17 protein-coding genes are annotated in these 25,365 nt (G+C 42.9%); 6 read left to right on the top strand and 11 right to left on the bottom strand.

The window, feature by feature from the left end:
- The first annotated feature begins 215 nt into the window (after positions 1-215).
- Complete coding sequence (locus AOC03_RS11290; RefSeq protein ID WP_084785905.1) at positions 216-1,667, top strand: acetyl-CoA C-acetyltransferase; 1,452 nt, start codon at positions 216-218, stop codon at positions 1,665-1,667.
- Between the two features lie 149 nt (positions 1,668-1,816).
- On the opposite strand, the gene AOC03_RS11285 is transcribed toward AOC03_RS11290, so the two are convergent.
- From AOC03_RS11285 to rsmG, 8 genes are all read right to left on the bottom strand, one after another.
- Positions 1,817-2,164: a PilZ domain-containing protein gene (locus AOC03_RS11285; protein ID WP_062536065.1), complete on the bottom strand. Its 348-nt coding sequence runs from the start codon at positions 2,162-2,164 to the stop codon at positions 1,817-1,819.
- A 126-nt stretch (positions 2,165-2,290) separates the two neighbouring features.
- The gene (locus AOC03_RS11280) at positions 2,291-3,409 is read right to left on the bottom strand and encodes a DNA polymerase III subunit delta' (protein ID WP_062536758.1); all 1,119 of its coding nucleotides are present in this window, start codon (positions 3,407-3,409) and stop codon (positions 2,291-2,293) included.
- A gap of 156 nt (positions 3,410-3,565) precedes the next feature.
- Complete coding sequence (gene kdsB / locus AOC03_RS11275; RefSeq protein WP_062536063.1) at positions 3,566-4,390, bottom strand: 3-deoxy-manno-octulosonate cytidylyltransferase; 825 nt, start codon at positions 4,388-4,390, stop codon at positions 3,566-3,568.
- A gap of 97 nt (positions 4,391-4,487) precedes the next feature.
- Positions 4,488-5,582: a tetraacyldisaccharide 4'-kinase gene (gene lpxK, locus AOC03_RS11270; protein ID WP_062536061.1), complete on the bottom strand. Its 1,095-nt coding sequence runs from the start codon at positions 5,580-5,582 to the stop codon at positions 4,488-4,490.
- A gap of 71 nt (positions 5,583-5,653) precedes the next feature.
- A complete protein-coding gene (msbA, locus tag AOC03_RS11265) occupies positions 5,654-7,384 on the bottom strand; it encodes a lipid A export permease/ATP-binding protein MsbA (RefSeq protein WP_227514341.1) in 1,731 nt (576 codons plus the stop codon).
- A gap of 277 nt (positions 7,385-7,661) precedes the next feature.
- A complete protein-coding gene (locus AOC03_RS11260; RefSeq protein ID WP_062536057.1) occupies positions 7,662-8,774 on the bottom strand; it encodes a ParB/RepB/Spo0J family partition protein in 1,113 nt (370 codons plus the stop codon).
- 160 nt (positions 8,775-8,934) lie between these two features.
- Complete coding sequence (locus AOC03_RS11255) at positions 8,935-9,717, bottom strand: ParA family protein (protein ID WP_062536055.1); 783 nt, start codon at positions 9,715-9,717, stop codon at positions 8,935-8,937.
- 44 nt (positions 9,718-9,761) lie between these two features.
- On the bottom strand, positions 9,762-10,484 hold the full coding sequence (gene rsmG, locus AOC03_RS11250) for a 16S rRNA (guanine(527)-N(7))-methyltransferase RsmG (protein WP_062536053.1): 723 nt from the start codon (positions 10,482-10,484) through the stop codon (positions 9,762-9,764).
- A gap of 305 nt (positions 10,485-10,789) precedes the next feature.
- Here rsmG and AOC03_RS11245 point away from each other — a divergent pair, with 305 nt between their 5' ends.
- The 3 genes from AOC03_RS11245 to AOC03_RS11235 are packed head-to-tail and all read left to right on the top strand — an operon-like array spanning position 10,790 to position 15,415.
- The gene (locus AOC03_RS11245) at positions 10,790-13,567 is read left to right on the top strand and encodes an ATP-binding protein (protein WP_157049320.1); all 2,778 of its coding nucleotides are present in this window, start codon (positions 10,790-10,792) and stop codon (positions 13,565-13,567) included.
- 52 nt (positions 13,568-13,619) lie between these two features.
- Positions 13,620-14,702 (top strand): helix-turn-helix transcriptional regulator, encoded by a 1,083-nt coding sequence (locus AOC03_RS11240; RefSeq protein ID WP_062536049.1) that lies wholly within the window; start codon positions 13,620-13,622, stop codon positions 14,700-14,702.
- A gap of 44 nt (positions 14,703-14,746) precedes the next feature.
- Positions 14,747-15,415: a TerD family protein gene (locus tag AOC03_RS11235; protein WP_062536047.1), complete on the top strand. Its 669-nt coding sequence runs from the start codon at positions 14,747-14,749 to the stop codon at positions 15,413-15,415.
- Positions 15,416-15,546: 131 nt separating this feature from the next.
- Here the strand turns inward: AOC03_RS11235 and AOC03_RS11230 are convergent, their stop codons facing one another.
- Positions 15,547-16,527: an ion transporter gene (locus tag AOC03_RS11230; RefSeq protein WP_062536045.1), complete on the bottom strand. Its 981-nt coding sequence runs from the start codon at positions 16,525-16,527 to the stop codon at positions 15,547-15,549.
- Positions 16,528-17,236: 709 nt separating this feature from the next.
- Here AOC03_RS11230 and AOC03_RS11220 point away from each other — a divergent pair.
- Positions 17,237-17,884, top strand: coding sequence for an OmpW/AlkL family protein (locus AOC03_RS11220; RefSeq protein ID WP_062536041.1), 648 nt, complete (start codon positions 17,237-17,239; stop codon positions 17,882-17,884).
- Positions 17,885-18,073: 189 nt separating this feature from the next.
- Here the strand turns inward: AOC03_RS11220 and AOC03_RS11215 are convergent, their stop codons facing one another.
- Entirely contained in the window at positions 18,074-19,804 is a 1,731-nt protein-coding gene (locus AOC03_RS11215) for a 2-oxo acid dehydrogenase subunit E2 (protein WP_062536039.1), read from the bottom strand.
- Positions 19,805-19,826: 22 nt separating this feature from the next.
- Positions 19,827-22,640, bottom strand: a complete 2,814-nt coding sequence (aceE, locus tag AOC03_RS11210; RefSeq protein WP_062536038.1) for a pyruvate dehydrogenase (acetyl-transferring), homodimeric type — start codon at positions 22,638-22,640, stop codon at positions 19,827-19,829.
- Positions 22,641-23,351: 711 nt separating this feature from the next.
- On the opposite strand from aceE, the gene AOC03_RS11205 reads away from it, so the two are divergent.
- Positions 23,352-25,199, top strand: a complete 1,848-nt coding sequence (locus AOC03_RS11205; protein ID WP_062536035.1) for a hypothetical protein — start codon at positions 23,352-23,354, stop codon at positions 25,197-25,199.
- Positions 25,200-25,365: the final 166 nt, after the last annotated feature.

Here is a 25,365-nt window from a genome sequence, read left to right as displayed (position 1 = left end):
GTTCTGAAAAAACGGTAACCTCAAAAACAACTAAAACTGAGACAGACAAAGCAGAACAAACCAATAGTGATCAAAAAGACAGTCAGAAAGAAGATAGTAAGCAACAAACCAGTCAGAAAAAAGAGAACACTCAAGATAAAAAAGCGGACAATAAAAAATCTAACGACACCGCTACTGAGGAAAAGACGACAAAAAAACCAGCGAAAGACAACAGCGTGTCAAAATCTAATGACTTAGAGAGTAAGGACAGCAAAGACAGTAAGAATGACAGCACCAAAACAGAAGATAAGAAAACCACAGAAAAAAATGATGCAAATTCTGACGACACCGCAGCCAAGAAACCAAGCACTGTCGCTAAAAAAGCCAGCAAGACTAAGCCTGTTGCCGGTCAACATCGTGTAGCCATCTTAGGTGGTAATCGTATTCCATTTGCTCGCTCGAACGGTGCTTATGCGGATGCCAGTAACATTGATATGCTGACCGCGGCGCTGAATGGTCTGATTGAGCGCTATAATTTACAAGATGAGAAAGTTGGCGAAGTCGTTGCTGGTGCAGTCATGAAGCTAAGCCGCGATATCAACCTAACGCGTGAAGCCGCCTTTAATACCGCGCTCGACCCACATACCCCTACTTATGATATCGCGCAAGCTTGTGGCACTGGTCTACAAGCCACGTTCGCTTCTGCCAATAAAATTGCGCTTGGTATCATTGATTCAGCCATTACTGGCGGTGTTGACACGACCTCAGATGCGCCTATTGCTATTGGTGACGGTCTGCGTAAAGTCATCATTAAACTGGGCGCTGCGAAGAATAACAAGCAACGTCTACAAGCATTGCTGAGTTTGAATCCAACAGATTTAATCGATTCACCGCAAAACGGCGAGCCGCGTACTGGTTTATCAATGGGCGATCATCAAGCTATTACCGCGCTTGAGTGGAACATCAGCCGTGAAGACCAAGATAAGCTGGCATTCAATAGCCACAAAAACCTAGCCCGTGCTTATGATGATGGCTTCTTTGATGATTTGATTACCCCTTATAAAGGGTTAACGCGTGATGACAACTTACGTCCTGACTCTACTCTTGAAAAACTGGGTACGCTTAAACCGGTATTTGGTAAGCATAATGCCAATCCAACCATGACAGCAGCGAACTCAACGCCATTGACCGATGGTGCATCTTGCCTGTTATTGGGTAATGATGACTGGGCGGAAGCGCACGGATTAAAACCACTAGCTTATATCGTCCATCAAGAAACGGCAGCGGTAGACTTCATCGGTAAATCTGGTAATAAAGAAGGTCTGCTCATGGCGCCAGCGTATGCCGTACCGCGTATGCTTGAACGTGCTGGATTGAGCTTACAAGACTTTGATTTTTATGAGATTCATGAAGCATTTGCGTCACAAGTGCTATCGACTTTAAGTGCATGGGAAGATGAAACCTTCTGCCAAGAGCGCTTGGGTCTTGATGCGCCATTAGGCTCTATTGACCGTGACAAACTGAACGTTAATGGTTCATCACTGGCGGCTGGACATCCTTTTGCCGCCACGGGTGGTCGCATTTTAGCCACTGCTGCAAAACTGCTTGACCAAAAAGGGGCAGGACGCGCACTGATTTCTATTTGTGCGGCGGGCGGTCAAGGCGTGACTTGTATCTTAGAAAAATAATAATTTTTAATTAACCGCTGGTTAGTTAATCAAGATCGTATGAACTAAAAAAGCCCTTTCATTTATTAATGAGAGGGCTTTTATTTGGCTTTTATTCTTTATACGGCGTTGCTAGGTTGTTTTTATTTACTTATTTTTATTAAAAATAACTACATCGTATAAGTGGCTAGCTGGCTATCAATTTTACCCGCCAATAAACGTTCTATTTCATTTTTTATTTTTTGTCCTGCGGCATCCGTCCCAATCTGCACCGCAAACCCTGCTGGTCGGTTGGCTTGAGCGGTATGATTAATCCATACTATTTTACCATTCATCGGTAAACGTTCACTAGAATTGGGTAAAGTGACGGCAATAAATACTTCGTCTCCTAGCTGTTGCGCAAGCGTACTGGGTACGAATAATGCACCATTTTCCACAAAGGACAAATAGCTGGCGTATAGGGTTGCGACATCTTCAATATGACAGGTGAGAATCCCGCCACGTCCGGGCATTGCCATGAGCCATTCCTTATGTGAAATAGAGGGTTAAATAAAGGGTTAAATAAAAAGCCTCAGTAAATAATATCGCGATGATCTAGAGATATAAATACGTGCCTTAAAGGCGACAAAATTCTCGCTGTAAACTTATAACTGCGCTAATTGTTGCATCAGCTTATCATAGGCAAATTTTTCTTGCACATTTTGTTGTAAGGCTATTTTTGTTTGCTGTAAATTGCTTGCGAGGGCTGCTAGGGCATTATCACTCGGTTGATAGTTTTGTATGGCAGTGACCAAATCAATATCTTGTTGATTACTGGCAAGACCAAGACTCACGCGCTGAATATCGAGCAGCATCATCTCAGTTAACTGAATAAAATCGCTAATGCCAAGTTGAGTTTGCCAATAATCACTGGCAGCTACGCTACTGCGCTTACCTTGCTGCAGCGCTTGCCATGTGGTCAGCCACAACGCACGCTTGCTATACCAAGATGCTTGCGCCAAATCTATCGCGGTTAAAGGCGCACCATTGGCTAATTGTAGTAATTGTTCTATTTGCGTGGGGCTGACCACTTCACGATTAATAGTGCTGCCGAGGGCATGAGTCACATAATCCTGTGCTGTCGATGCAGCGATAATTTGTAAAGGCAATTGCTGCACGCGGCTCTTAATCGTCGGTAGTAGTTTTGCCGGTGTGTCACTAATTAAAAATAAATAAACTTGCGCTTGTGGTTCTTCTAACGTTTTGAGCAAGGCATTGGCAGCGGCAATCGTCATTTGCTCAGCATGATCCAAGACGCAAATGCGCATCCCTTGTCCACCTTGATAAATAAAAGGTTGTAGGGCGCGGATATCATCTACCTTTGTCGTCAGTGCCGCATTATCAATCGCCTTGGTAGCCGTAGCCTTACTATCAGCTTTTGTTTTTTTGCTAGTACTTTTTAATGCCTCATAGCTCTCGCTACTTGCCGCGCTAATCGGCTTGCTGATTGCGGGTAATACTTGCAAACTTGGGTGCGTACCCGATTTCAGCCATTGACAACTCTCACAACTGCCACAGGCACCAAGGGGATGATTTTCACGCTCGCGGCACAATAACCACGCTACCAAACGCCACACAAACGCACGCTTGCCCATACCTTGCATGCCAGCAGCGAGAAGCGCATGTGGTAACGACTGCTGCGGGGTTAATACTCGCGCGGTCAGTTGTGTCCATAATGTTTGCTGCCAAGGCAATAGTGGCGCAAAATAAATACTATCTGTCATATTTTCCACGTCTATTGCCTTATGATTTGATGTAACTTTTAAGAGCTCTTAGTTAATAATATCAATACTTAATTTAAGAGTGCTATTATTTTTTACTTAGGCTAATTTTTAGTAGTAAATGCTATAAATAATACTCACTACTAATATTATCGATTACTAAAAGCTCTGAAAGTCAGTTAAGCTCATAGCATTTAAACGCTCTAAATCCTCTTGAGTATCTACCCCTGCCGGCAACTGCAAAGCTGCCGCTGCAATCGCGATGTTGCCACCATTTTCTAAAATACGCAGCTGCTCTAAGCTCTCAAGTATCTCAAGTGGCGTTTGTGCCCAATGCACAAATTGCTGCAATAAGCTAACTCGATACGCATAGAGACCTAAATGACGATAGGCGTTTTTTGGCGCAGGCAACACTGAAGATGGTTGCATATCAGACTCTATGGCAAGCGCCACATCGCGATCACAAGGAATGGGCGCACGACTAAAATATAGCGCCCGTTGCGTATCAGCAACCATAGCACTGACCACTTTGACCACTGACGGGCGCATAAAGGTATGATAATCATCAATCGGTTCATATAATGTTGCCATCACACTAGCGCTGTCTTGCACCAATAGCATTTTTACCTGCTCTAGCAATAATGGCGGTACTAACGGCTCGTCGCCTTGCATATTAATAACAATATCATCATCTGCCCAGCCTTTGATGGCAGCAACTTCCGCCAAGCGGTCAGTTCCTGACATATGGTCAGCACGCGTCATTACCACATCATAACCGGCATCCATGCAAACTTTGGCAATACACGCATCATCGGTCGCAATACACATATCATCAGCAAAGTGAGCAGCCTGCGCCTTTTCAGCGACCCAAAGTATCATCGGCTTACCATGAATAGTTAATAACGGCTTACCGGGCAAACGCGTGCTTTTAAAACGTGCCGGAATAACAATATGAGTTTTGATAGGCATTAATATATTTGGCATAAATTATTCCTAGAATAGGTAATACTTTAATAATCACTGACTGCATTTATCAATAAGACAATTATTTATTATAATAAATACGGCACTAAATTCACAATCAATGGACAGCATCTAACCCGATACCCAATGCTATTAATTGCTGCTCCAACGTCTGATAGCAAGCTTCAGAAAGTATAGCGGTCACTGGCAATACCCATAACCGACTTGCGATTTCCTGCTCATCTCTACTGAGTTCCTGACGGTTTTCTGCTTGCAAAAATAATGCACGGATTTTTACCGCATCTTTACTGGTAACAATAATGGGATAATGAGTATATTGCAGCAGTTCTGGCACATTAAAATTATAGTGGTCTGGATAAGCATGTTCAATAACAGCAAAGCCTAGTGTGCTGAGCGTGTCAAAAAAACGCTGCGGATAACCAATGCCACTGACCGCATGAACTTGGCTCCCAACAGATACAGGCGACACCATATTATTGACTTGAAATTCAGGTAATAAAGGCAGCAAAGTATCGGGTTGCAGTTGCATGGTTAAGCGCTTGGTTGGTTGCTTAACGTTATAGGCGATTGGCTGCGCATTTGGCTTTTCATGATAAATGACCGTTGCATTGTTTAACCGTGACATCGGCTCCCGTAAGAACCCTGTCGGTAACAACTGATGACTACCAAAACCGCGTGCCGCATCTACCACAATCCATTCAATATCACGCTGCAACGCATAATGCTGTAAGCCATCATCCGCAATAATCAATTGCAGCTCAGGATGTGCGTGCAATAAAACCTCAATAGCTTGCTGACGATTGGGGCATACTGCCATCGGCACGCCCGTATTCATGACCATTAAATAAGGCTCATCCCCAACGACGCTTGGCAAGCTAGCGCTCGTCACTAACGCAGGCATTTGACGACTATCACCACCGTAGCCACGGCTAATCACACCAACCTGTACACCGTGTTGCTGCAAATGACTGACCAAAGCCATAATCAATGGGGTTTTACCACTACCGCCAACTGTGATATTACCAATCACCATCACTGGAATGGGCGCGCGATAACTTGAAAATAGACCCGCTTTATAAGCTTGTCGGCGCAGCATTGTGACCAGACCATATAACCAACTGATAGGCAGCAATAGCCATAACCAAGCAGCTTGGCGCTGCCATGCGCGGGTAACTGCCGTCTCCATACTCATCAATGCACGCTCATATATCGCTGCTTATTTATTAATATCTATGAAACTCAAAAACTACAATCTTGCGCAAACTACTTAAAATCACGGGCATACATTTGCGCGTAATGACCTTGTTTTTGCATCAACTCGTCATGTGTACCCAGCTCGACAATCCGACCATTATCCAACACCCCAATCCGGTCAGCAGATTCAATCGTCGTGAGACGATGCGCAATAACGATTGTCGTGCGGTCTTTCATGACATTATCAAGCGCCTGCTGAATATAATATTCTGACTCATTATCAAGCGCACTGGTCGCTTCGTCTAATATTAAAATAGGCGCGTCTTTTAAAAGCGCTCTAGCAATGGACAAGCGCTGACGTTGTCCGCCCGATAGCTGCAAGCCCTCTGCACCAATCTGACTTTGATAGCCGTTTGGCATTTTCATAATAAAGTCATGCGCAAAAGCATCTTTCGCGGCACGTTCCACTTCCGCTTGAGTCTTATCTGCTAAACCACCATAGGCGATATTATTAAACACGGTCGTATTAAATAATACCACTTGTTGATTCACCATCGCAATCTGCGCCCGCAGACTCTCTAGAGTAATATCCTCAATCGGTAGCCCGTCTATCGTGATTTGTCCAGATGTTGCGGTAAGGGTTCGCGTCAACAAATTAACCAGTGACGACTTACCTGCCCCACTACGACCGACCAATGCCACGGTCTCGCCCGCATGCACATTTAAATTAAAATCTCGCAGTGCCACGGTCGAGTCTGGATAAATCAAACTGACATTATTCAAATGAATATCGCCTGCCAACGTTGGGTTCAGGACCCCGCTATCTTGTTCTTCAGGCTCATCCAGAAGCGCAAAAATAGATTCACCCGCCGCGATACCTTTTTGTAGCTTTTGATTCACATCGGTCAGTGAGCGTACCGGCTTACTGAGTAATCCAGCAGCCGCAATGTAAGAAATAAATTCACCGGCTGAAATATTATCAATCACCGCAGGACGTAGCGCAAGCCATACCACCACCGCCATTGCAATCGCCATCAATAGCTGCACGGCTGGCGTATTGATACTATTGGTAACCACTACTTTCATACCTTGGCGCAAGTTCTTTTTTGAGATGACATCAAAACGCTGAGATTCGTAGGCTTGTCCGCCATAGTTTTTGACCACTTGATAACCACCAATCACCTCATTAGTAACATGACTGACATCGCCCATAGTCTGCTGAATACCTTTGGACAACTTTAAATAGCGCTTGGAAGCCAGACGAATCAACCACAAGATAGGCGGCAGCACTAAAAATAAAATCAAGGTCAAACGCCAATTGCTATACAGCAAAAACCCAAGCAACGCTACTACCGTCAAACCGTCACGTAATAGGGTTTTCATTGAGTCTGTGCTGGCTGCAGTCACTTGCTCAACATCAAAAATAAGCTTTGATGAAATCGTACCGGCTGGATTCGCTAAATAAAACGAGCTTGGCAAGCGTAATAGCTTGTTAAAAACCTGAACCCGCAGCTCATAGACCAAATTGCGCGACACCAAAGCCGAATAATAATTACCCAAAAAGCTACCAACACCACGCACAAAAAACAGCATGATAATTAACGCAGGAAACCAATCTTGTTTGCTTTGGTCATTTTGATTAATGGCATCAGTGATATATTGTAATAACTTGGCAATCCAAATTTCAGTGGCGGCATTAATAGCAAAGCCGATAACCGTGAGTAACAGCGCCCACCAATATGGCTTAAGATAGCTTAACAGACGCAATAAAGTTTTGCGTTTAAGCGGGCTTATCGGCATGCTTTTAGCAGAAGTCTTTGTAGAGTCAGGGTGATGAGATTGGCTCATAAAAGCCTCAAATGTGATGTGAATACGTGGATTTGCAATGCAGGTTTTCAACATTGACAAATTGGTAAAACCATGAGGATACAGACAATAATAATAAAAAGTCAGTACTAATAGTAAACGCTAAAGTATAGCATTTTCTAAAATATCTGCTTAGGGCTATTACAACAAAGGTTTACCAAGCAACATCTCAGTACCAATTTAACAAGCCCAATCAGCCTCACTTCTATTATTATCCCTGCACGTCTAGATGCTTCATTAAAGCCGTAAACTGGTCTTGATTATGAAAGAATATTTCCACACTACCTTGACCCTCTTTTTTATGTTTAAGCTTAACTTCTGCACCTAATGCATCACTTAATCGTTGGGTTAAACGCTCGATATCAGGTGTCTGCAACACTTCAACACGACTGGCTTTAGGTGCTGGATTTAAGATAGATTTCACCAGCTTTTCAGCTTCTCGTACTGTCATGCCACCATCAATGATTTTTTGCGCGATGATAGGCTGCTGCTCAGACGATAGCGCTAACAATGTACGCGCATGCCCCATATCAAGAGCACTGGTCGCTAAATGATCTTTAACCGTATCGTGAAGTTGGTTAAGACGGAGCAAATTCGAGACAGTGGTACGTGCTTTACCGACCACTTCGGCTATCATGGCATGACTCATACCAAATTCAGTATGAAAACGTTGCAATGCAGCGGCTTGCTCAATCACTGATAAATCTTCGCGTTGAATATTTTCAATCAGTGCCAAAGCGATGGCTAATTCATCGGACAAGGCACGCTCAATCGCAGGAATAACCGATTTACCCGCCATTTTTGCCGCACGCCAGCGTCGTTCACCAGCGATGATTTCATGAGTGACATCAGCGGTACTTTTATCTTCACGCGCCAGCAGTGGACGAATAACGATAGGCTGCATAATGCCATGCTGTTCAATAGAGGACGCCAACTCTCTCAATGCCGTTTCACTCATATCACGGCGCGGTTGATATTTACCAGCTTGCAAGCGCATCACATTAATTTGTATCAGACTGATTTGGTCTTCAGCCACAGTGCTATCGATACTACTGAGCGCCTTAGAATTATTGCGTATCGCACGCATACGGTTCGTACCCGCAGCATCTTGGTTTGCTTTTACCCGTCCTTTAGTGCGACTGCTGTTAGCAGACGCATCTAAAACAGGTTCGGCTAGGTTGTCCAATTCGGTATCTGGCAGAATAGCATCACGCGCGACCATATCATCTTGCAAGGCAGAGGCGGTAATTTGCTTTTCTTTTTTGATTGACCCCAATAAGGCATCTAAACCTCGATTGGCTGCCAATCCTCGTTTTTTCGCCATGATTACCTATCCTCTAACGCTAAAATAAAAGCCAAATTTTTATTAATAATAGCTTACTGTTACAGACAACAATTGCTAAACGTGGTTTTAATATCTTTAATAATGAAGAGTTTATAAAAAACCGTTCATCATTAATTTTACACTTTAAATGACTAGCCTGCTATTTACGACTTTGCTCAATCACTTCAGCTGCAAGCTTTTGATAGGCGCGTGACCCTTTAGACCATCTATCATAAGTCAACACGGGCATACCATGTGCTGGCGCTTCCGCTAAGCGCACGTTCCTTGGAATATGGGTGTCGTACATGATATCGCCAAAATGCGTTTGCAGTTCAGCCGACACATCATTGGCTAAGGTATTACGCGCATCAAATAAGGTTCTTACCACACCACGAATATAAAGCTTAGCATTCAGCTCTTTTAAACGATCAATCGTTTGTGACAAATCTGCCAAGCCTTCAAGTGCATAATACTCACACTGCATCGGAATAATCACCCCATCAGTTGCTACTAAGGCATTGATGGTCAGTAGATTTAAACTGGGCGCACAATCCATAATAATATAATCATAAGGCTGTTTTTGCCCAGTGACTTGGTCTGTGACTAAGTCACTCATTGCCGTCTTTAGTAGCTCATGGCTATTGGTCTGACCCATCAAGGTGATATCCATACCGGCAAGCTCACGATTGGCACCAATAACATCAAAACCTGCTGGACTGGTAACGATGGCTTCTTGTAGAGACACGCCATCGAGGAGCACATCCGCCATGGTTAATGCCAAATCATTTTTATCCAGACCTGTGCCTGTGGTGGCGTTGCCCTGTGGATCTAAGTCAATTAGCAGTACGCGCTTGCGTTTAGCCGCCAAGCTTGCCGTCAAATTCACTGCCGTCGTGGTTTTACCAACACCGCCTTTTTGATTCGCAATGGCTATGATTTCCATACACTCACTCAATTTAATTAATATCGCTTGACTATAAAGCTAGCTTAGACATTTTTATAAGATAATTCAATCAAATGACGGCTGTCATCTAAACGCGGCACGTTCAGTTTAATGGTGTCAATCTGCCATTGTGGTAATAATTCCTGTAGCTCTTCTGCCGTTGGTGCTTTGCCTTTCATCGCACACAAGCGACCGCCACTCGCCAAACGCGGCTGTGCAGCATCGACAAAATCAATCAGGCTAGCAAAGGCTCTAGAGGTCACCACGTCATATTGTCCATCATGCGCCTCAATACGTGCCGCAATCGGAGTCATATTACTCAGTCCAAGCTCACTGCTGACTTGCTTAATAAAGCGGATTTTTTTCTTATTACTATCGAGCGCGGTGCAATGGCGCTCAGGCTGACAAATCGCAATAATGACGGCGGGTAACCCTGCACCCGTACCGATATCCAACAAAGACCCAGCCGGTAAATGCGCTATAATAGCCAAGCAATCAATCACATGCTTAATCAATGCTTCAACCGGATCGGTGATGGCGGTGAGATTATACGCTTTATTCCATAATAAAAGCTGGTCTAAGTACAATAATAACGTGCGCTGCTGACTATCGCTTAACGGTAAGGCTAATGTTTGAACGGATTGTGCCAAAATACTAGCCAGCGTTGGCAACTGTGCCCCAATTTTTGTAAACCCAGTCGGGTCAGTAATAGCAAGTCCTGTACCAGCAGAGGATGATACGGTAGCGCTCTTAGCAGAATCTGACATACAACACGTTATCCCATTTTGATAGGTGAATCATCTATTTTATCATGCGCTCTGCGTGTTGAATAGTTGCAGATTGCGTCAATGTCCGCCATCTTATACTATCTTCGCGGGTATTAAAGCCTTATTCTGCCTAGACAATAAGAATAAAACCTTAAACTGGTCACCAAGAGCGGACAATAATTAACGAATGGTACAAATATTGTGCTTGATAATCAGGCGCATACACCGACATACTCATACACCTTAACTCCCTATTTTTTGAGACGATCACCCTAACGCTTATGACTCAACAGCAGAATGCCCATATGACTCAACCTGTAGCCAATGCCGATATCACAACGACTTCGACAACGACCATTCCTAATGCCGCAAAAACTGACCTCTCAACGCATCAGTCAAAGGTAATAAAGAACAGTCAAAAAAATCCGTTACCAGACCCGATTTTAACGGAAGTTAACCGACGCTGTCGCATCGCTGCTGAGCAATTAAAACGCTATAGCGATGTCAGTCAGCTGCCTGCTGACACCCGTACCGCTCCAGATTTAAACATCGGCTTTGGGCAACAACGTGCACTTAAAGCATTACAGACGGCTTTGGATATCCATGCGAGCGGTTATCATGTCTTTGCGGCTGGTGAAAATGGATTGGGTAAACGTACAGTCATCAGTCGCTTATTGCAGCGCATTGCTGTAGAGCAGCCAACGCCTGATGATTGGGTGTATGTGCATAATTTCACTGACCCGCGTACACCGATGGCATTACATCTACCTGCCGGACAATCAATCCTATTGCAGCAGCAGGTCAACAACTTATGGCAACAAGCCAAAAAACGGCTGAACCAACGCTTTCGTAGCGATCACTATCAAAGCAAAATTGAAGCCATCAAAAATGCCACCCATCAACAAGAAACCCATGCTTATGATGCGCTAAATGCTGAAGGCAAGCAGTACGACTTAGCATTGACCTTTCGTCCCTTTGATAATAAAGCCGTCTTTGTACACCCAAGCCAGCTGCCCACAGAAGATACCAGTGTCAGTGATAGTATTAGTGATGCTGCTAACAGTAATACCGCTGATAATAATGATGATGGTGAGGTAAAAGTAGCAACCAGCCATTTAAATAATAATAATAAATCAACCTCTGCTAAGACTAAAACAACCAGTAAAGACATTGAAAATAAGCATGATGATAATGGTTATGAAGCGGAACTCAGTAATTTTGCACAAAAGAACCATATGCAAAAACGGCTCAATCAGCTCACCATTGCCTTAGAACAGTTAGAAGACGAAGCCAATGATGCCATAGAAGAGCTGCATCACAATATCGCCAAACGGGCGCTACAGCCTTTATTCACGCCTATTCGTGAATTATTTACCGAAAATCAATCCGTTCTCGACTATTTAGAAGCAATGTTTGCTGATATGGTGACCCATGTCGAGCGTATTGTGAATGGTGATGATGAAGAATTTATCGCAGCAGTTTTGGCAACCACGCCAAGTCGTTATGCGGTCAATGTCATGGTCAGCCATAAGCCTGACAGTGGCGCACCCGTTATTTTTGAAGACCTGCCAACCCATCTGAATTTACTTGGTCATGTTGAGCAAATCACCCAACTTGGCACTGTAACCACTGATGTCAGCATGATTCGTGCCGGAGCGCTACACCGTGCTAATGGCGGCTACTTGTTATTAGAAGCCAGTCACGTACTTGAACATCCTTATGCATGGCAAGGGCTCAAACGGGCGCTACAATCGCGCAAAATTAAATTGTCTAGCCTTGAGCAAATGCTCACTTTAACGGGTAGTTTGTCACTATCCCCTGCGCCTGTTGATCTGAATGTAAAAGTCATCTTATTGGGGGAAGCAGACTTATATTATGAGCTGTTAGAACTTGAGCCTGAGTTTGATGCGGTATTTAAAGTACGCGCTGACTTTCATGATGATGTGATTCGTACCAATGAGCACGAATTGGCATTGGTAGCTAAAATGGCGGATATCATTGATTTTGCCAAGCTATACCCCTTTGATAATAGCGCGCAAGCCGCCTTGCTAGAACATTTAAGCCTGCAAGCTGAAGACCAAGACCGCTTAAGTTTGCACAGCGACTTGTTGATTAAACTGCTACACGAATCCAATCGTCATGCCCGCCTTGAAAATCAACGTATCGTTGATGTCCATCATGTCACCCAAGCAATTGCCGATATGGACGAGCGTTCAGGATACTTACGCGACCTCTATTGGGAAGAGCTGAAAAATGGTCAGCAATTAATTAACACCCAAGGTCAAGCCGTTGGTCAGGTCAACGCCTTAACGGTAGTCAGTTATGCCGATAGTGAATTTGGTATGCCTGCGCGCTTAACTGCCGTTATTCAGCCTAATATTGGCGCCGGTGATATTCTTGATATCGAGCGCGATGTTGATTTGGGCGGCAGCTTGCACGCGAAAGGCATGCTCATTATGACCAGTTATTTACGCGCTCTCTTTAGCCAACATCATGCCTTAAACTTTAGTGCGTCATTGGCATTTGAGCAAAGCTACGCCCATATTGATGGTGATAGTGCCACAGTGAGCGAAGCCTGTGCGCTATTATCCGCCTTAGCCAATATCCCGATTAATCAGGCTTATGCCATCACTGGCTCAATGAATCAGCTGGGTGAAGTACAAGCGGTTGGCGGTATTAATGCCAAAATAGCCGGATTCTTTGATGCCTGCCGCGAACAAGCCTTGACGGGTCAACAAGGTGTGGTCATTCCCATGGCAAATGTTAAGCAGTTAATGCTGCGTGATGACATCATTGAAGCCGTGAAATCTGGCAGCTTCCATATTTATGGCGTGAATACACTGAGCGAAGCGTTAACCTTAATGACAGGACTGCCGATTGATACGCTTAATAAAAAGAAACGCTATCGCAAAGAGACCTTATTTGGCAAGGTATTACAGCGGCTGATGCTATGGGATAATAACCAAGATACCGGAGATACACAGCTTGAGGAGGTAACGGATAAAAAATCTAAGAAAAACAAAAAGAGAAAAAACGTAAAGAAAAAAAGAAACGTCAGCAACAACAAGATGATATTGAGTTAGATAAATTTTAATAAACCCAATACTAAAGCGACTGCATACAGGTTAACTCTTAATGACTGCGCAAAAACCAAACGCTCAAAAAACAGCCACGCTCATTAATAATGATGACAGCGCAAGCGAAACCGCGGCAAGTCGTCATGGCGCGGCAACCACCGCTCGCCAATGGCAAGTGCTGTCACAATTGCAGCGTAATCGCTGGGTTGGCACCAGTCATATTTATGAGCAGCTCACGCTTGCAGGCTTCGATATCAGCTTGCGCACTGTGCAACGCGATTTAAACGCCTTAGCCAAGCGCTTTCCTATTGAAAAAAACAATGCCAATCCACAAGGTTGGCGCTGGTGCGATGATGCACCGCTACAAAGTTTACCGCACATGAACCTATCACAAGCGGTCGCCTTTAATATGGTTGAAGCAAACTTAACGCAGCTGCTACCGCCCGTTATCTTGGACGAGCTGTTTCCTTGGTTTGATTTGGCACGTCGGCAACTTAAAAATAGTAAAGTGACGCACTCATGGATTGACAGAGTACGCATTGAGCCTGCAACCCAGCCGCTTATCGCCCCGCACATCGACTTAGACAGTAAAGACCATATTTATCATGCGCTGTTTTATCAATTACAAATCAAAGCCTGCTATACCCGCAGTGACAAAGCGGATGCCAGCGAATATACCCTCAATCCGATAGCCATTATTCAGCGAGGCGTGATTATTTATTTGCTTGCCACGCGTACCGATGATGCTGACGCGATTATTCGCACGTTTGCACTACATCGATTTGCCAGTGTCGAGATACTTGAAAGTATTGCCCAAACACCTAATGACTTCCACTTAGATACCTACTTAGATGCTGGCGGCATGGGCTTTACCCATCCGCTATTAAGCCAAATGCCTGATCATGGTAAAAATACCGCTATCGAATTACACTTTACGAAAACGGCTGGCAAAAGTCTCACCGAAAGCAAACTGAGTCATGACCAGACGGTAACGATTCATGCCGATGACACCCTAACGATTCATGCCACGGTCAACTTAACCTCTCAACTGGTTTGGTGGCTGCGCGGCTTCAGCAACGGTTTATTAGATGCCAAACCAAAGCTACTGTATCAAGCCGTATTGAACCACTCACTGGAATAAAGATCGCAATCCATTATAAAAACTGAATACTATAAAGGCTTATTATGTCGATTACCGCTCCATCATCGCTACTCTCAGACAGCCTGACCGCGCTTGGTTTAACCTCTGATACACTATTTTTTGCCCTAAATTATGATTTTACGCCGACCAAACCGAAAGGTATGCTGAAGCGCTTTAAAGAAAATCAAGGGGCGATTGATATTGATTTGGCGTGCGTATTATATGATGCTAAATGTACAATGAGTGACCTTGTATGGTTTAAGCAATTACGCGATAACACAGAGTCAGTATGTCATCAAGGCGATAGCCTAGACGGTAAAGATCGCGGCGCGCAAACCATGTATCGTGCGCCGTTAGATCAAGAACAAATCCGCCTGTATTTACGCAAAATTCCGGCACATATCACCCATATTGCCTTTATTGCCAGCTCTTACTTTGGACAACCTTTCAGCGCCATTGATGAAGGTGAAATCCATCTCAGTGATGATGAAGGTAACCGTGCTTTTGCAGTAAACTTAAAGCAACTACCGCGCAACTGCAATGCTATTTGGGTCGCTGCCCTGCGTCGTGAAGTGGATGACTGGCATTTAACCCTGCAAAACCTGCCATTAACTGATAACAATCTGCCAAAAGCAGCGCAACAAGTGGCACATGAACTCGCCCGCGCCCTACCTACACCACAAGGAATGAGCAGCTCACACCATGCTGTGTAGGTATAAACCATGCAAAACAGCTATAAAAAATAGGCGATAAACCCATCAGCAGTTTATCGCCCATTTTTAAATAGCCTTATGACTTATGTTAATAATTATGACTTATAACTTATGTTGTCACTAATGTCCACTTAATCTAAAGTTTCACCGCAATGTGGACAGAAGTTCTTTTGACGCACTTCTTCTTCACGGCGCTCAAGCTCCTGCTCACGCAATACCTGCAACACGATATCTTGCGCCTGCTCTTTATCCAATCCCAACTCGCGACGTATTTTATCAATAATGCGCTGATTTTGTATCAAGTCAAAATCACCATCGACTAGAAGCTCACGAAATTGCTGCTCAATATCTTCACGACGCTGCGCCAGCTCATTTGCCAAACCTGTTGCTAAGATACCAGCGGGCAATGCGGCTAGACCCACACCCAATATCGTAATAATCGCCCCTAATATTTTACCTGCGTTTGTTATCGGTACCACATCGCCATAGCCCACAGTCGTAAGCGTGACTACTGCCCACCACATAGCTTTTGGTATCGACTCAAACACCTGTGGTTGGGCAGTCTTTTCCACCAAGTAAATACCACTTGCTGCCATCACAATCATAATGAACAAAATGAAAATAACCGCTTGAAACGAGCCTTTTTCTTTATTGATAACCACCAGTAAAATACGTAAGGAAGCAAAATAACGCGTGAGTTTTAAAATCCTAAACAAACGCAATATGCGTAAGAAACGCAAATCTATATTAACGAAGTGGTTTAAAAATGCAGGCGCAATCGCGACTAAATCAATCAGCGCTGAAGGACTTTTTAACCACTGCCAACGCTGCCGCCACGTCGTATTATCCGGTTTATCGTCAGCCACGCTCCATAAGCGTAGCAAATACTCAATAGAAAACACGGCTATAGAGAAGTTCTCAAAATATACAAAGTAGGTTTTATAATTGCGATACCACTGATCGACAGACTCTGCAATGACAGCTGCCACATTGGTCATAATCAAAAAAATGAGGAAATAATCAACGCAACGACTGAACAGCGTATCATGCTCATCATTCTGTAAAATATTATAAACAAAATGACGAAAGCGCCGTATAGATTGAAATATCATGCCATCCCTTAACGGTATATCATATCGCCAGTATTTTGCTTAACTAACCAGTATTTTTCTTAACTAAAACAATGCGATTAAAAAGCAAATGTAGAGGCAATATTATCAAACTTAATAATGGCACTTATACTAAAATTGCATAGTAGATATAAACTACCACTAATAATAGAATGACTGTGACAGCTAAGCTTAATTGTAAAAATCGTTGTTCAAAATGAGCGCTGCCACTCAAATTATTATCAGGCACCAGTGACATCTCACAGTGTGGACAGTTATCATCCACCTGATTTAATACCATCAAAGAGCGCGCGTGGTGACAACGTAATGGAGAGTTACTGCAATAGCCCATCATAAATTATTGCCACTTTTATTGTCATTATTGTCTTTAAATATTGGTTGTTAAAGCTATCGTCAATAGCTATTTCAATTTTTTATGTCTTATTACTACCATTCTGCATTAGTACCATTCTGCCATAAAAAATAAGGCTAGAAAAACAGTAACTTAAAAGGCATGAAATCTTAAAATTGTAAATTTACATAAGTAAATTACCCGTTTCTGTCTAACTCACTACAGTTTGTAAGGAATATGTATTATAATCAACATAACAGTTAGCAGCCAATTAATGGCTGTAACTTTGCCAATCAGTAATAGATGTCATCCCTCATCTCATACTACTGATAATCATTGATTACCTTAAGGAACAAAATGATGAAACTACAATCCCTAGTTTTAGCTGCTGCTACTGCACTTACTATGACCACCGCTTTTGCTGTACCTGCAGGTACTTGGACAGTTGCCGCGGGCGCACACTATGTTGACCCAAAAAGTGATAATGGTGATGTTACTATAGGTGGCACAAAATATGCTGTAGATGTTGATGGCGATGTACGCCCAACTATCAGTGGCGAATACTTTATCGCTAATAACGTTGGTGTTGAACTACTAGCAGCCATTCCATTTCATCATGACTTTACGTTAACAAATCCTAACGATGCTAATCCATTGACTAATACAATCACAGGTAAAACTCAACATTTACCACCAACGCTTTCACTACAATATCACTTTGATGGCTATAACCTGCCTATGAACGTGAAGCCATTTGTTGGTGTTGGTGTGAATTACACCACTTTCTTTAAAGAAAGAGTCTCGGCTGGTGGTAACTTAAAGCTTGATGATAGCGTTGGTGTAGCTGGTCATATTGGTCTTGATATCCCATACGCCCCAACTGAAGCTTTCCGTATTGATGCCCGTTATATAGATATCAAAACCGATGCTACTTGGAATGGCACTGACATTGGTGAAATCGACATCAGCCCATGGGTTTACGGCGTTGCTTTTGTTAAAAAATTCTAATTTAGCAATAGTATAAGCTAAATAGGATGAATAAAAAAGTCAGCTTTCAGGCTGGCTTTTTTATGTCTAGCATTGAGTACGTCTCATCAATCATAAGTTATAACTTTAAAAAGATCCAATAAAAAAGACCATCCATAGATAGTCTTTTTTAACACGATTAATGCACCAAATCGCTGTTCACGACAGTGCTTATAGCAAGATACGACGCGGATCTGCAAGTAAACTTGCAACATAACGAGTAAATACAGCAGCATCCGCACCGTTAATCACACGGTGGTCATACGATAATGACAACGGCAACATTAAACGCGGCTCAAAAGTTTGCTTAGCAGCGTTCCACTGTGGCTGCATGGTTGCTTCTGAAGCGCCCAAGATACCGACTTGTGGCCAGTTAACCAGTGGTGTAAATGCTGTACCCCCTAAGATACCTTGGCTTGAAATCGTAAAGCTAGCACCTTGCAAATCTTTGGTGCTCAGCTTTTTATCACGGGCTTTAATAGCTAACTCGCCGATTTCAATGGCAATTTGCTTAATGCCTTTTTCGTGAGCGTTTTTAATCACTGGTACGATTAAGCCATCATCCGTTGCTACTGCAATACCCATATTTACACTTTTGCGTAGAATAACTTGGGTATTGTCATCGCTCAAATGACTGTTAAAGCGCGGATGTTGCGTCAATGCATAAGCAGTCGCTTTAACAATAAACGCTAAAATCGTCAGACCAATACCTTGCGCTTTCATACCACCTTTAAGCTCATTACGCAGACTTTCTGTTTCAGTGATATCTGATACATCAAACTGCGTCACTTGTGGTAAGTAAGTATTGTAATTAAGCTGCGGTATCGAGACTTTTTGCAGACGAGTTAAATCTTGCGTTTCAGCCTCACCCCAGATCTCAACATTGCTCATATCAGGCAGTTTTGGCAAACCTGAGCTGGCGACGTTACCACTAACAGGCGCTGCTTGCTGCGTGGTTAAGCTGGTTTTAACATAGGCAAACAGATCTTCTTTTAAGATACGAGCATTTAGCGCTGAACCAATCACTTGTGTGATATCAACACCCAATTGACGCGCCAGCTTACGCACGGCAGGACCTGCATACACTTCTGTTAGTTTAGCGTTGACTTGAGCTTCAGTCAGCTTACCGCCAGTACTTGCCGCTTGATTATTAGCAACAGACTTAGTATCTGCTTGCTTCGGCTGGGTAGATTGAGCTACTGGTGCCGGGGCTTCGGTAGTCGTTGCTGGTTTATCTGACACTTTATCATTTGAAACAGCGTTACTAGCGCTATCAGCTTCAGACGCCGTATCAGTACCCACAATCACGATAAAGTCTTGACCGTTCGCGACCATGTCACCAGTTTTGACCAGTATTTTTGCAATCTTACCTGCTACTGGAGCAGGTACTTCAACTGAGGCTTTATCAGATTCAATCAAGATAATGGACTGATCAGCAGTCACCATATCACCTTCGCTGACCATAATCTCAGCGACTTGCGCTTCATCAACACCTAAGTCTGGTAGGGCGTACGTGGTTGCTGAAGCTGCTTGAGCAGGTTTTGAGGTGCTAGCTTCGCTTGAAACATTGTGACTTTGACTGACTTCAACAGCTTTTTCTTCGCTAGCTACTGATTGCTCGACTGGTGCTTGCTCAGATGCTTTATCAGCATTTTGAGCATCCGTATCTTCAGCAGCTTCACTTTCAAGCTCAATCAGCACCATGCCTTCGCTAACTTGGTCACCAATAGCAATATTAATCTTTGTAATTTTACCAGCAGCAGAGCTTGGTACTTCGACTGACGCTTTATCAGATTCTAATAGGACAATGTTATCGTCTTTGGCAATAACGTCACCGACTTGCACCATAATTTCACTGACTTCAGCGCTATCGACACCCAAATCGGGGGCTTTAATTTCCATCCTTGTTCTCCTTGTCTGGTGATTATGATTCTTTGACGTCATCATCATTGAGTAAATTGGCATCGGCTTTATCTTCAGCGCGACCTTCACTGCTGATTTCATCATCATCTTCAGCAACAAACTCAGGTACAGGAATCGGATTTACATTGCCAGGTGCTGGTGCATCTGGAGAATGGTCATAATAAGGCTGCTGTTGCCACGCAGGTGGATGATCGATATCAATATTCAAGCTTGAAATCGCATCTTTCACCAAACGCATTTCTACTTCGCCTTCATCAGCCAAGCGTTTTAGAGTAGCGACAACGATATGTGCGGCATCAACGTTAAAGAAGCTACGTAGATTTTCACGGGTATCAGAGCGACCATAACCATCAGTACCTAATGTGGTATATGGACGGCTGTCAGGTAACCAAGCACGGATTTGTTCTGAATAATTGCGCATATAATCGGTTGCTGCGACTACCACACCTTCGTGCGGTGCAAGCTGCTCAGTAACCCAAGGCACACGCTCTTCATCCATTGGATGCAGACGGTTATAGTCATCACACGCCATACCATCACGCGTCAACTCATTAAAGCTGGTTACGCTCCACACGTTGGAGGTGATATTAAATTCGTCTTTTAAGATACGCGCCGCTTTTTGCACTTCACGTAAAATAACACCAGAACCCAATAGCTGAACTTGTGTTGAACCATTATCTTCTAACAGATACATACCACGTTTGATGCCTTCTTCAACACCTTCTGGCATGGCATGGTGCTCATAGTTCTCATTCATCAAGGTGAGATAGTAATAAACACGCTCGCCTTCCGCATACATCCGGCGCAAACCGTCATGCATCACCACTGCCAACTCATAACCAAAGCAAGGATCATAGCTCACGCAGTTAGGAACAACGTTGAATAGAATTTGTGAATGACCATCTTGATGCTGTAGACCTTCACCATTGAGCGTGGTGCGACCTGCTGTTGCACCCAACAAGAAGCCTTGTGCTTGACAATCACCCGCTGCCCACGCCAAGTCACCAACGCGCTGGAAACCAAACATCGAGTAGTAAATGTACATCGGAATCATCGGTAACGCATTCACAGAATAGCTGGTTGCTAAGGCAATCCATGCACTCATTGCGCCCGCTTCGTTGATACCTTCTTCTAACATATGACCATCGATGGCTTCTTTATAACCCATCAAGGCTTCACTGTCTTCAGGGGTATATTTTTGACCAACAGCAGAGTAAATACCCAACTGACGGAACATTCCCTCTAGACCAAAAGTGCGCGCTTCGTCAGGAACGATAGGCACAACGCGATCTTGGATGTCTTTATTTTTCAGCATCGCAGCAAGTAGACGCACAAACACCATAGTGGTCGATTGCTCTTTACCGTTACTGCCTTCTAAAACACGATCAAAGATAGACAATTCAGGGATATTCAAAGGAATATGACCGCTGCGACGATTGGGCAAATGACCACCCAACGCTTCACGGCGACCTTTTAGATATTTCATTTCCGCTGAATCTTCAGCCGGACGATAGAAGGGTAGCGTCTCTAATTGCTCATCAGTAAATGGCAGGTCAAAGCGATCGCGGAAATACACCAATGCTTCTTGATCGAGCTTCTTGACTTGATGCGATTTGTTAACTGCTTGGGTAGTAGATAGACCATAGCCTTTAACTGTCTTAACCAATACAACGGTTGGCTGACCTTTGGTTTTCATCGCTTCACTAAATGCAGCATAAACCTTCATTGGATCATGACCACCACGATTTAAACGTGAGATATCATCATCCGTTAACGCATCTGCCATCTCTTTTAGCTCAGGATACTTATTAAAGAAGTGTTCACGAGTGAATTCAGCACTACGCGCTTCGTACAGCTGATACTCACCGTCAACCGCTTCTTCCATACGGTATTTGAGAACACCTGTTTCATCTTTAGCAAGTAGCGAATCCCAATTACCGCCCCAAACGACTTTAATCACTCGCCAGCCAGCACCACGGAATACTGACTCAAGTTCTTGAATAATTTTACCGTTACCACGAACAGGACCATCAAGACGCTGTAAGTTACAGTTAACGACCCAAATTAGGTTATCAAGTTTCTCACGACCGGCAAGTGAAATCGCACCTAAGCTTTCTGGCTCATCGGTTTCACCATCACCCAAGAACGCCCAAATCTTGCGATCTTCTTTCTCTAATAATTTGCGGTTTTCCATATAGCGATGCACATGCGCATGGTAAATCGACATGATAGGACCCAAACCCATTGATACCGTTGGGAACTGCCAATAGTCCGGCATCAAATAAGGATGCGGATAGCTTGATAGTCCTTTACCACCCACTTCACGGCGGAAGTTATCCAGCTGATCTTCAGTCAGACGACCTTCTAAATAAGAACGCGCATACATACCAGGCGCAGAGTGACCTTGGTAATAAATCATATCACCGCCGAAATGATCACTGGCAGCACGGAAAAAATGGTTAAAACCCGTTTCATAAAGGGTTGCACTAGAGGCAAATGAGGCTAAGTGACCACCCAAATCATCATCATTTTTATTGGCACGCATCACCATTGCCAAGGCATTGTAGCGAATCAAAGCGCGAATCTTACGCTCAATCGCCAAATCGCCGGGATACATTGGCTCATCTTCAACCGCAATAGTATTGATATAAGCAGTATCCAAACGATTGAATGGCAGACCTTCTTGCACACCCATGTTATAGAGGGCTTTTAATAAGAACTGAGCGCGATCTTTATCCGCATGCTTAATGACCGACTCAAAAGCCTGTAGCCATTCCTGCGTTTCGGTGCTATCAGCATCCTTATAATAGTTCATCTGTGTTAATCCTTTTATATAAGTCACCCCTGCAACGAGGCAGGGCGTTATTGAATGGAATAGAGTGATAATGCAACGGCTTACTTAACGACTTCCTTGATCCATTAAAGCAGTCCATTGTCTAACGCAGCGATACCACACTGTTAGATTCGAACGATACCTAACTAGCAATCTACTAGATACAAGCTATGTTCAATATATGAGCTAAAGCACTAGCCCTTAATCCAGCGACATAAGTTACCATAATATGGCGAGTTAGGTACAAAAAGATAATATCAACTACCCTACTGCATACCAAACAAGACACCATAGGTGAAAAGTGCTATCCATAATAAGTATATCAAAATTAGATACAAAGCATCTTAATCATAACCGTCTTGTTATTACAAGTCACTTAATAGAGTATGGCATCTTATTATAATCTTTTATTGCTGCAATGTTTATGGTGATTAATACATGACAATATGACAGGCATTTCTCAAATAAATAATGCTTGATGAAAAATCATATAACTTATTAGACATCATAACGTTAGCAAAAATTTCCTTAAACCCTCCCACACCACTTTCTAAACCGCTTATCTAAATACTATGTATAATTACGTATAGATATCGTTATAATAAGTAACTCTTTATTACTATTTTCTGTTTATTATAAAAACATTTTCTTGATTAAAAAATGTTTGATTTTGCTATCTCTATAGGATGATTTATGACTGGTTGCTTTGTATTTACAGCTAATAGTTTAGCCAATTATTTAGCATGGGCAAAATATACAGTCGTATTCGCAATGATGTTGTCGCCGCTTATATCTCATGCTACCCCTCAAAACATGGGACAATTTAAAATAACCAGTCGAAATGTAACAAATGGGACTGCTAACGGCACTTATATAACTTCACAAGGAGCGACTGGTAGCTTTACAATTATACGTAATGAAACCCGTGGTTATAACGCCATGACTTTCACACCTACTACCGACGGTATGCAAGGTATGAACGGTATTGAAATTAAAAATGAGGTCACTACCACCGTCTCACAAGATAAATTTACATATACTTTTACCATTACTCCCGATGATCCAAAATCCATACATACGATTAAAATTGGTCAAGCAAGCTATGCAACAACGGGTAACTCAGAGGTTGCTCGTCAGACTCTAGATTTTGCACAAAGTGACAACACTGCTATACCAGTAAGGGCTTTTGTTAAACAAAACTCTAGTGCTGATTATTATTATGATGCCATGGGCGACTACTTCATGGGAGCAAAGTTCGAAGGTAAAATAGATACTTTCCTTGCCAATCAAAGCACCAGTGCACCTCAGCTCCGTCAAAATGATAGTGGTCCTGCTGGCACAATCCCTATTAATAAACTTTATTACTTTGCTATACCAAATTTAAAAGAGGCTGGAACGACTCCTCCTCCTCCTTATAAATTAACGTTGAATGACGAATTCGTAGAATTTAAGACCGGATTTAGGAAAGGTCAGCTGCCACCTATGCCAACTTTCAAAGATATATTAAAATCTGAAGCACAAAAAGATACATATGCTGTTTTAAGTGAAAATACTACCCTAGCCAAAAACATCAGTTATGTCAGTTATGGGGTTTCAAATATAAATAGCACCTATGTTATAGCCGTCGAAAATGCAAAATCGGTAACTTTGACTTATGAAGGTATCATGAATGGTCATACCGGCTCAACATCTGACGTATTCGGTGAAACCTATAGTGAGTGGATCAGCTTTGGCGTAGAAGGTACGCCAAATTATACTTTCTCAGGCAAAGTATTCAATGATAATGGCGGTATTAATGATACCCAAGCTGATCCACTGCTGGTAGGAGGCATTTATGCTAACAATAAATTTTTTAATGGAATTTTAGATACTGGGGAAAATGGTATCACTGGTAGCACCATTGAGCTAAATAATTGCGCTAGCCCCTCAAAAACTGTTTACGCGATAACCACTACCGATGCTGTAGGATTTTATAAATTTATTCTACCAACTACTAGTATCACAGGAGATGTCTGTATTACAGAAACTGTCCGCCCAGTAAATTATCCTAATGCAACATCATCAAGTACCAGAACAGTCGTGCTAAATGGTACTACCAAAGACTATCCTAAGCAGGACTTCGGGCGTGTCATCGATAAAAATGGCGCGCTTGTATTGGTCAAAGAGCAATCAGCTAACACCTGCACATTTACTAACTTTACTGCTCTAACTTATAGTAAAAATGCGCTTACTAGCTCTGATATAGGCGTAGGAGCAGACATTAAACTCGGTCAATGTATTGCATACAAAATAACGGCACATAATCGCGCTAATATTAATATTAGCGACATTATTGTACAGGATACACTACAGGAAAAAGGCGTAAAAAACGCTAATGTTACCTCATTGCTAGCCCTTCCTGAGCGTGTATCTACGGATTTTACAGATACTCTCGTGGTAGGACAAAATGGTACTGTTAAAACCGTTGCCTTTCCTTTATTAGCTCAGGCTAACCGTTCCTTTTATTTCAACGCTCAATATGGTTCGACTCAATCGAACTAAAAACCAGTTAGTACTCGATTATAGTTCTACAAGAAACTTTTCGTATGTATTACCGCTAAATCTACTTTATCCCCCACTTATCTGATTTTTACCTAGCAAATAGAGGTTTCTCTTCGTATTTTCAATAATTTATATATAATCAAAAAATTACATTAACAATACATTA

The sequence above is a fragment of the Psychrobacter urativorans genome (genome assembly GCF_001298525.1).
Lineage (GTDB): Bacteria > Pseudomonadota > Gammaproteobacteria > Pseudomonadales > Moraxellaceae > Psychrobacter > Psychrobacter urativorans_A.
The sequence above is the reverse complement of the archived record's forward strand: the minus strand, read 5'-3'. Positions and strand labels throughout refer to the sequence as shown.

What these genes read in the sequence shown, in the direction of transcription:
- AOC03_RS11285 (WP_062536065.1), bottom strand. Translation starts at nt 2,164, where the DNA reads ATGGCAATGCCCGGACGTGGCGGGATTCTCACCTGTCATATTGAAGAT.
- AOC03_RS11280 (WP_062536758.1), bottom strand. Translation starts at nt 3,409, where the DNA reads ATGACAGATAGTATTTATTTTGCGCCACTATTGCCTTGGCAGCAAACA.
- kdsB (WP_062536063.1), bottom strand. Translation starts at nt 4,390, where the DNA reads ATGCCAAATATATTAATGCCTATCAAAACTCATATTGTTATTCCGGCA.
- lpxK (WP_062536061.1), bottom strand. Translation starts at nt 5,582, where the DNA reads ATGAGTATGGAGACGGCAGTTACCCGCGCATGGCAGCGCCAAGCTGCT.
- msbA (WP_227514341.1), bottom strand. Translation starts at nt 7,384, where the DNA reads ATGCCGATAAGCCCGCTTAAACGCAAAACTTTATTGCGTCTGTTAAGC.
- AOC03_RS11260 (WP_062536057.1), bottom strand. Translation starts at nt 8,774, where the DNA reads ATGGCGAAAAAACGAGGATTGGCAGCCAATCGAGGTTTAGATGCCTTA.
- AOC03_RS11255 (WP_062536055.1), bottom strand. Translation starts at nt 9,717, where the DNA reads ATGGAAATCATAGCCATTGCGAATCAAAAAGGCGGTGTTGGTAAAACC.
- rsmG (WP_062536053.1), bottom strand. Translation starts at nt 10,484, where the DNA reads ATGTCAGATTCTGCTAAGAGCGCTACCGTATCATCCTCTGCTGGTACA.
- AOC03_RS11245 (WP_157049320.1), top strand. Translation starts at nt 10,790, where the DNA reads ATGACTCAACCTGTAGCCAATGCCGATATCACAACGACTTCGACAACG.
- AOC03_RS11240 (WP_062536049.1), top strand. Translation starts at nt 13,620, where the DNA reads ATGACTGCGCAAAAACCAAACGCTCAAAAAACAGCCACGCTCATTAAT.
- AOC03_RS11235 (WP_062536047.1), top strand. Translation starts at nt 14,747, where the DNA reads ATGTCGATTACCGCTCCATCATCGCTACTCTCAGACAGCCTGACCGCG.
- AOC03_RS11230 (WP_062536045.1), bottom strand. Translation starts at nt 16,527, where the DNA reads ATGATATTTCAATCTATACGGCGCTTTCGTCATTTTGTTTATAATATT.
- AOC03_RS11220 (WP_062536041.1), top strand. Translation starts at nt 17,237, where the DNA reads ATGAAACTACAATCCCTAGTTTTAGCTGCTGCTACTGCACTTACTATG.
- AOC03_RS11215 (WP_062536039.1), bottom strand. Translation starts at nt 19,804, where the DNA reads ATGGAAATTAAAGCCCCCGATTTGGGTGTCGATAGCGCTGAAGTCAGT.
- aceE (WP_062536038.1), bottom strand. Translation starts at nt 22,640, where the DNA reads ATGAACTATTATAAGGATGCTGATAGCACCGAAACGCAGGAATGGCTA.
- AOC03_RS11205 (WP_062536035.1), top strand. Translation starts at nt 23,352, where the DNA reads ATGACTGGTTGCTTTGTATTTACAGCTAATAGTTTAGCCAATTATTTA.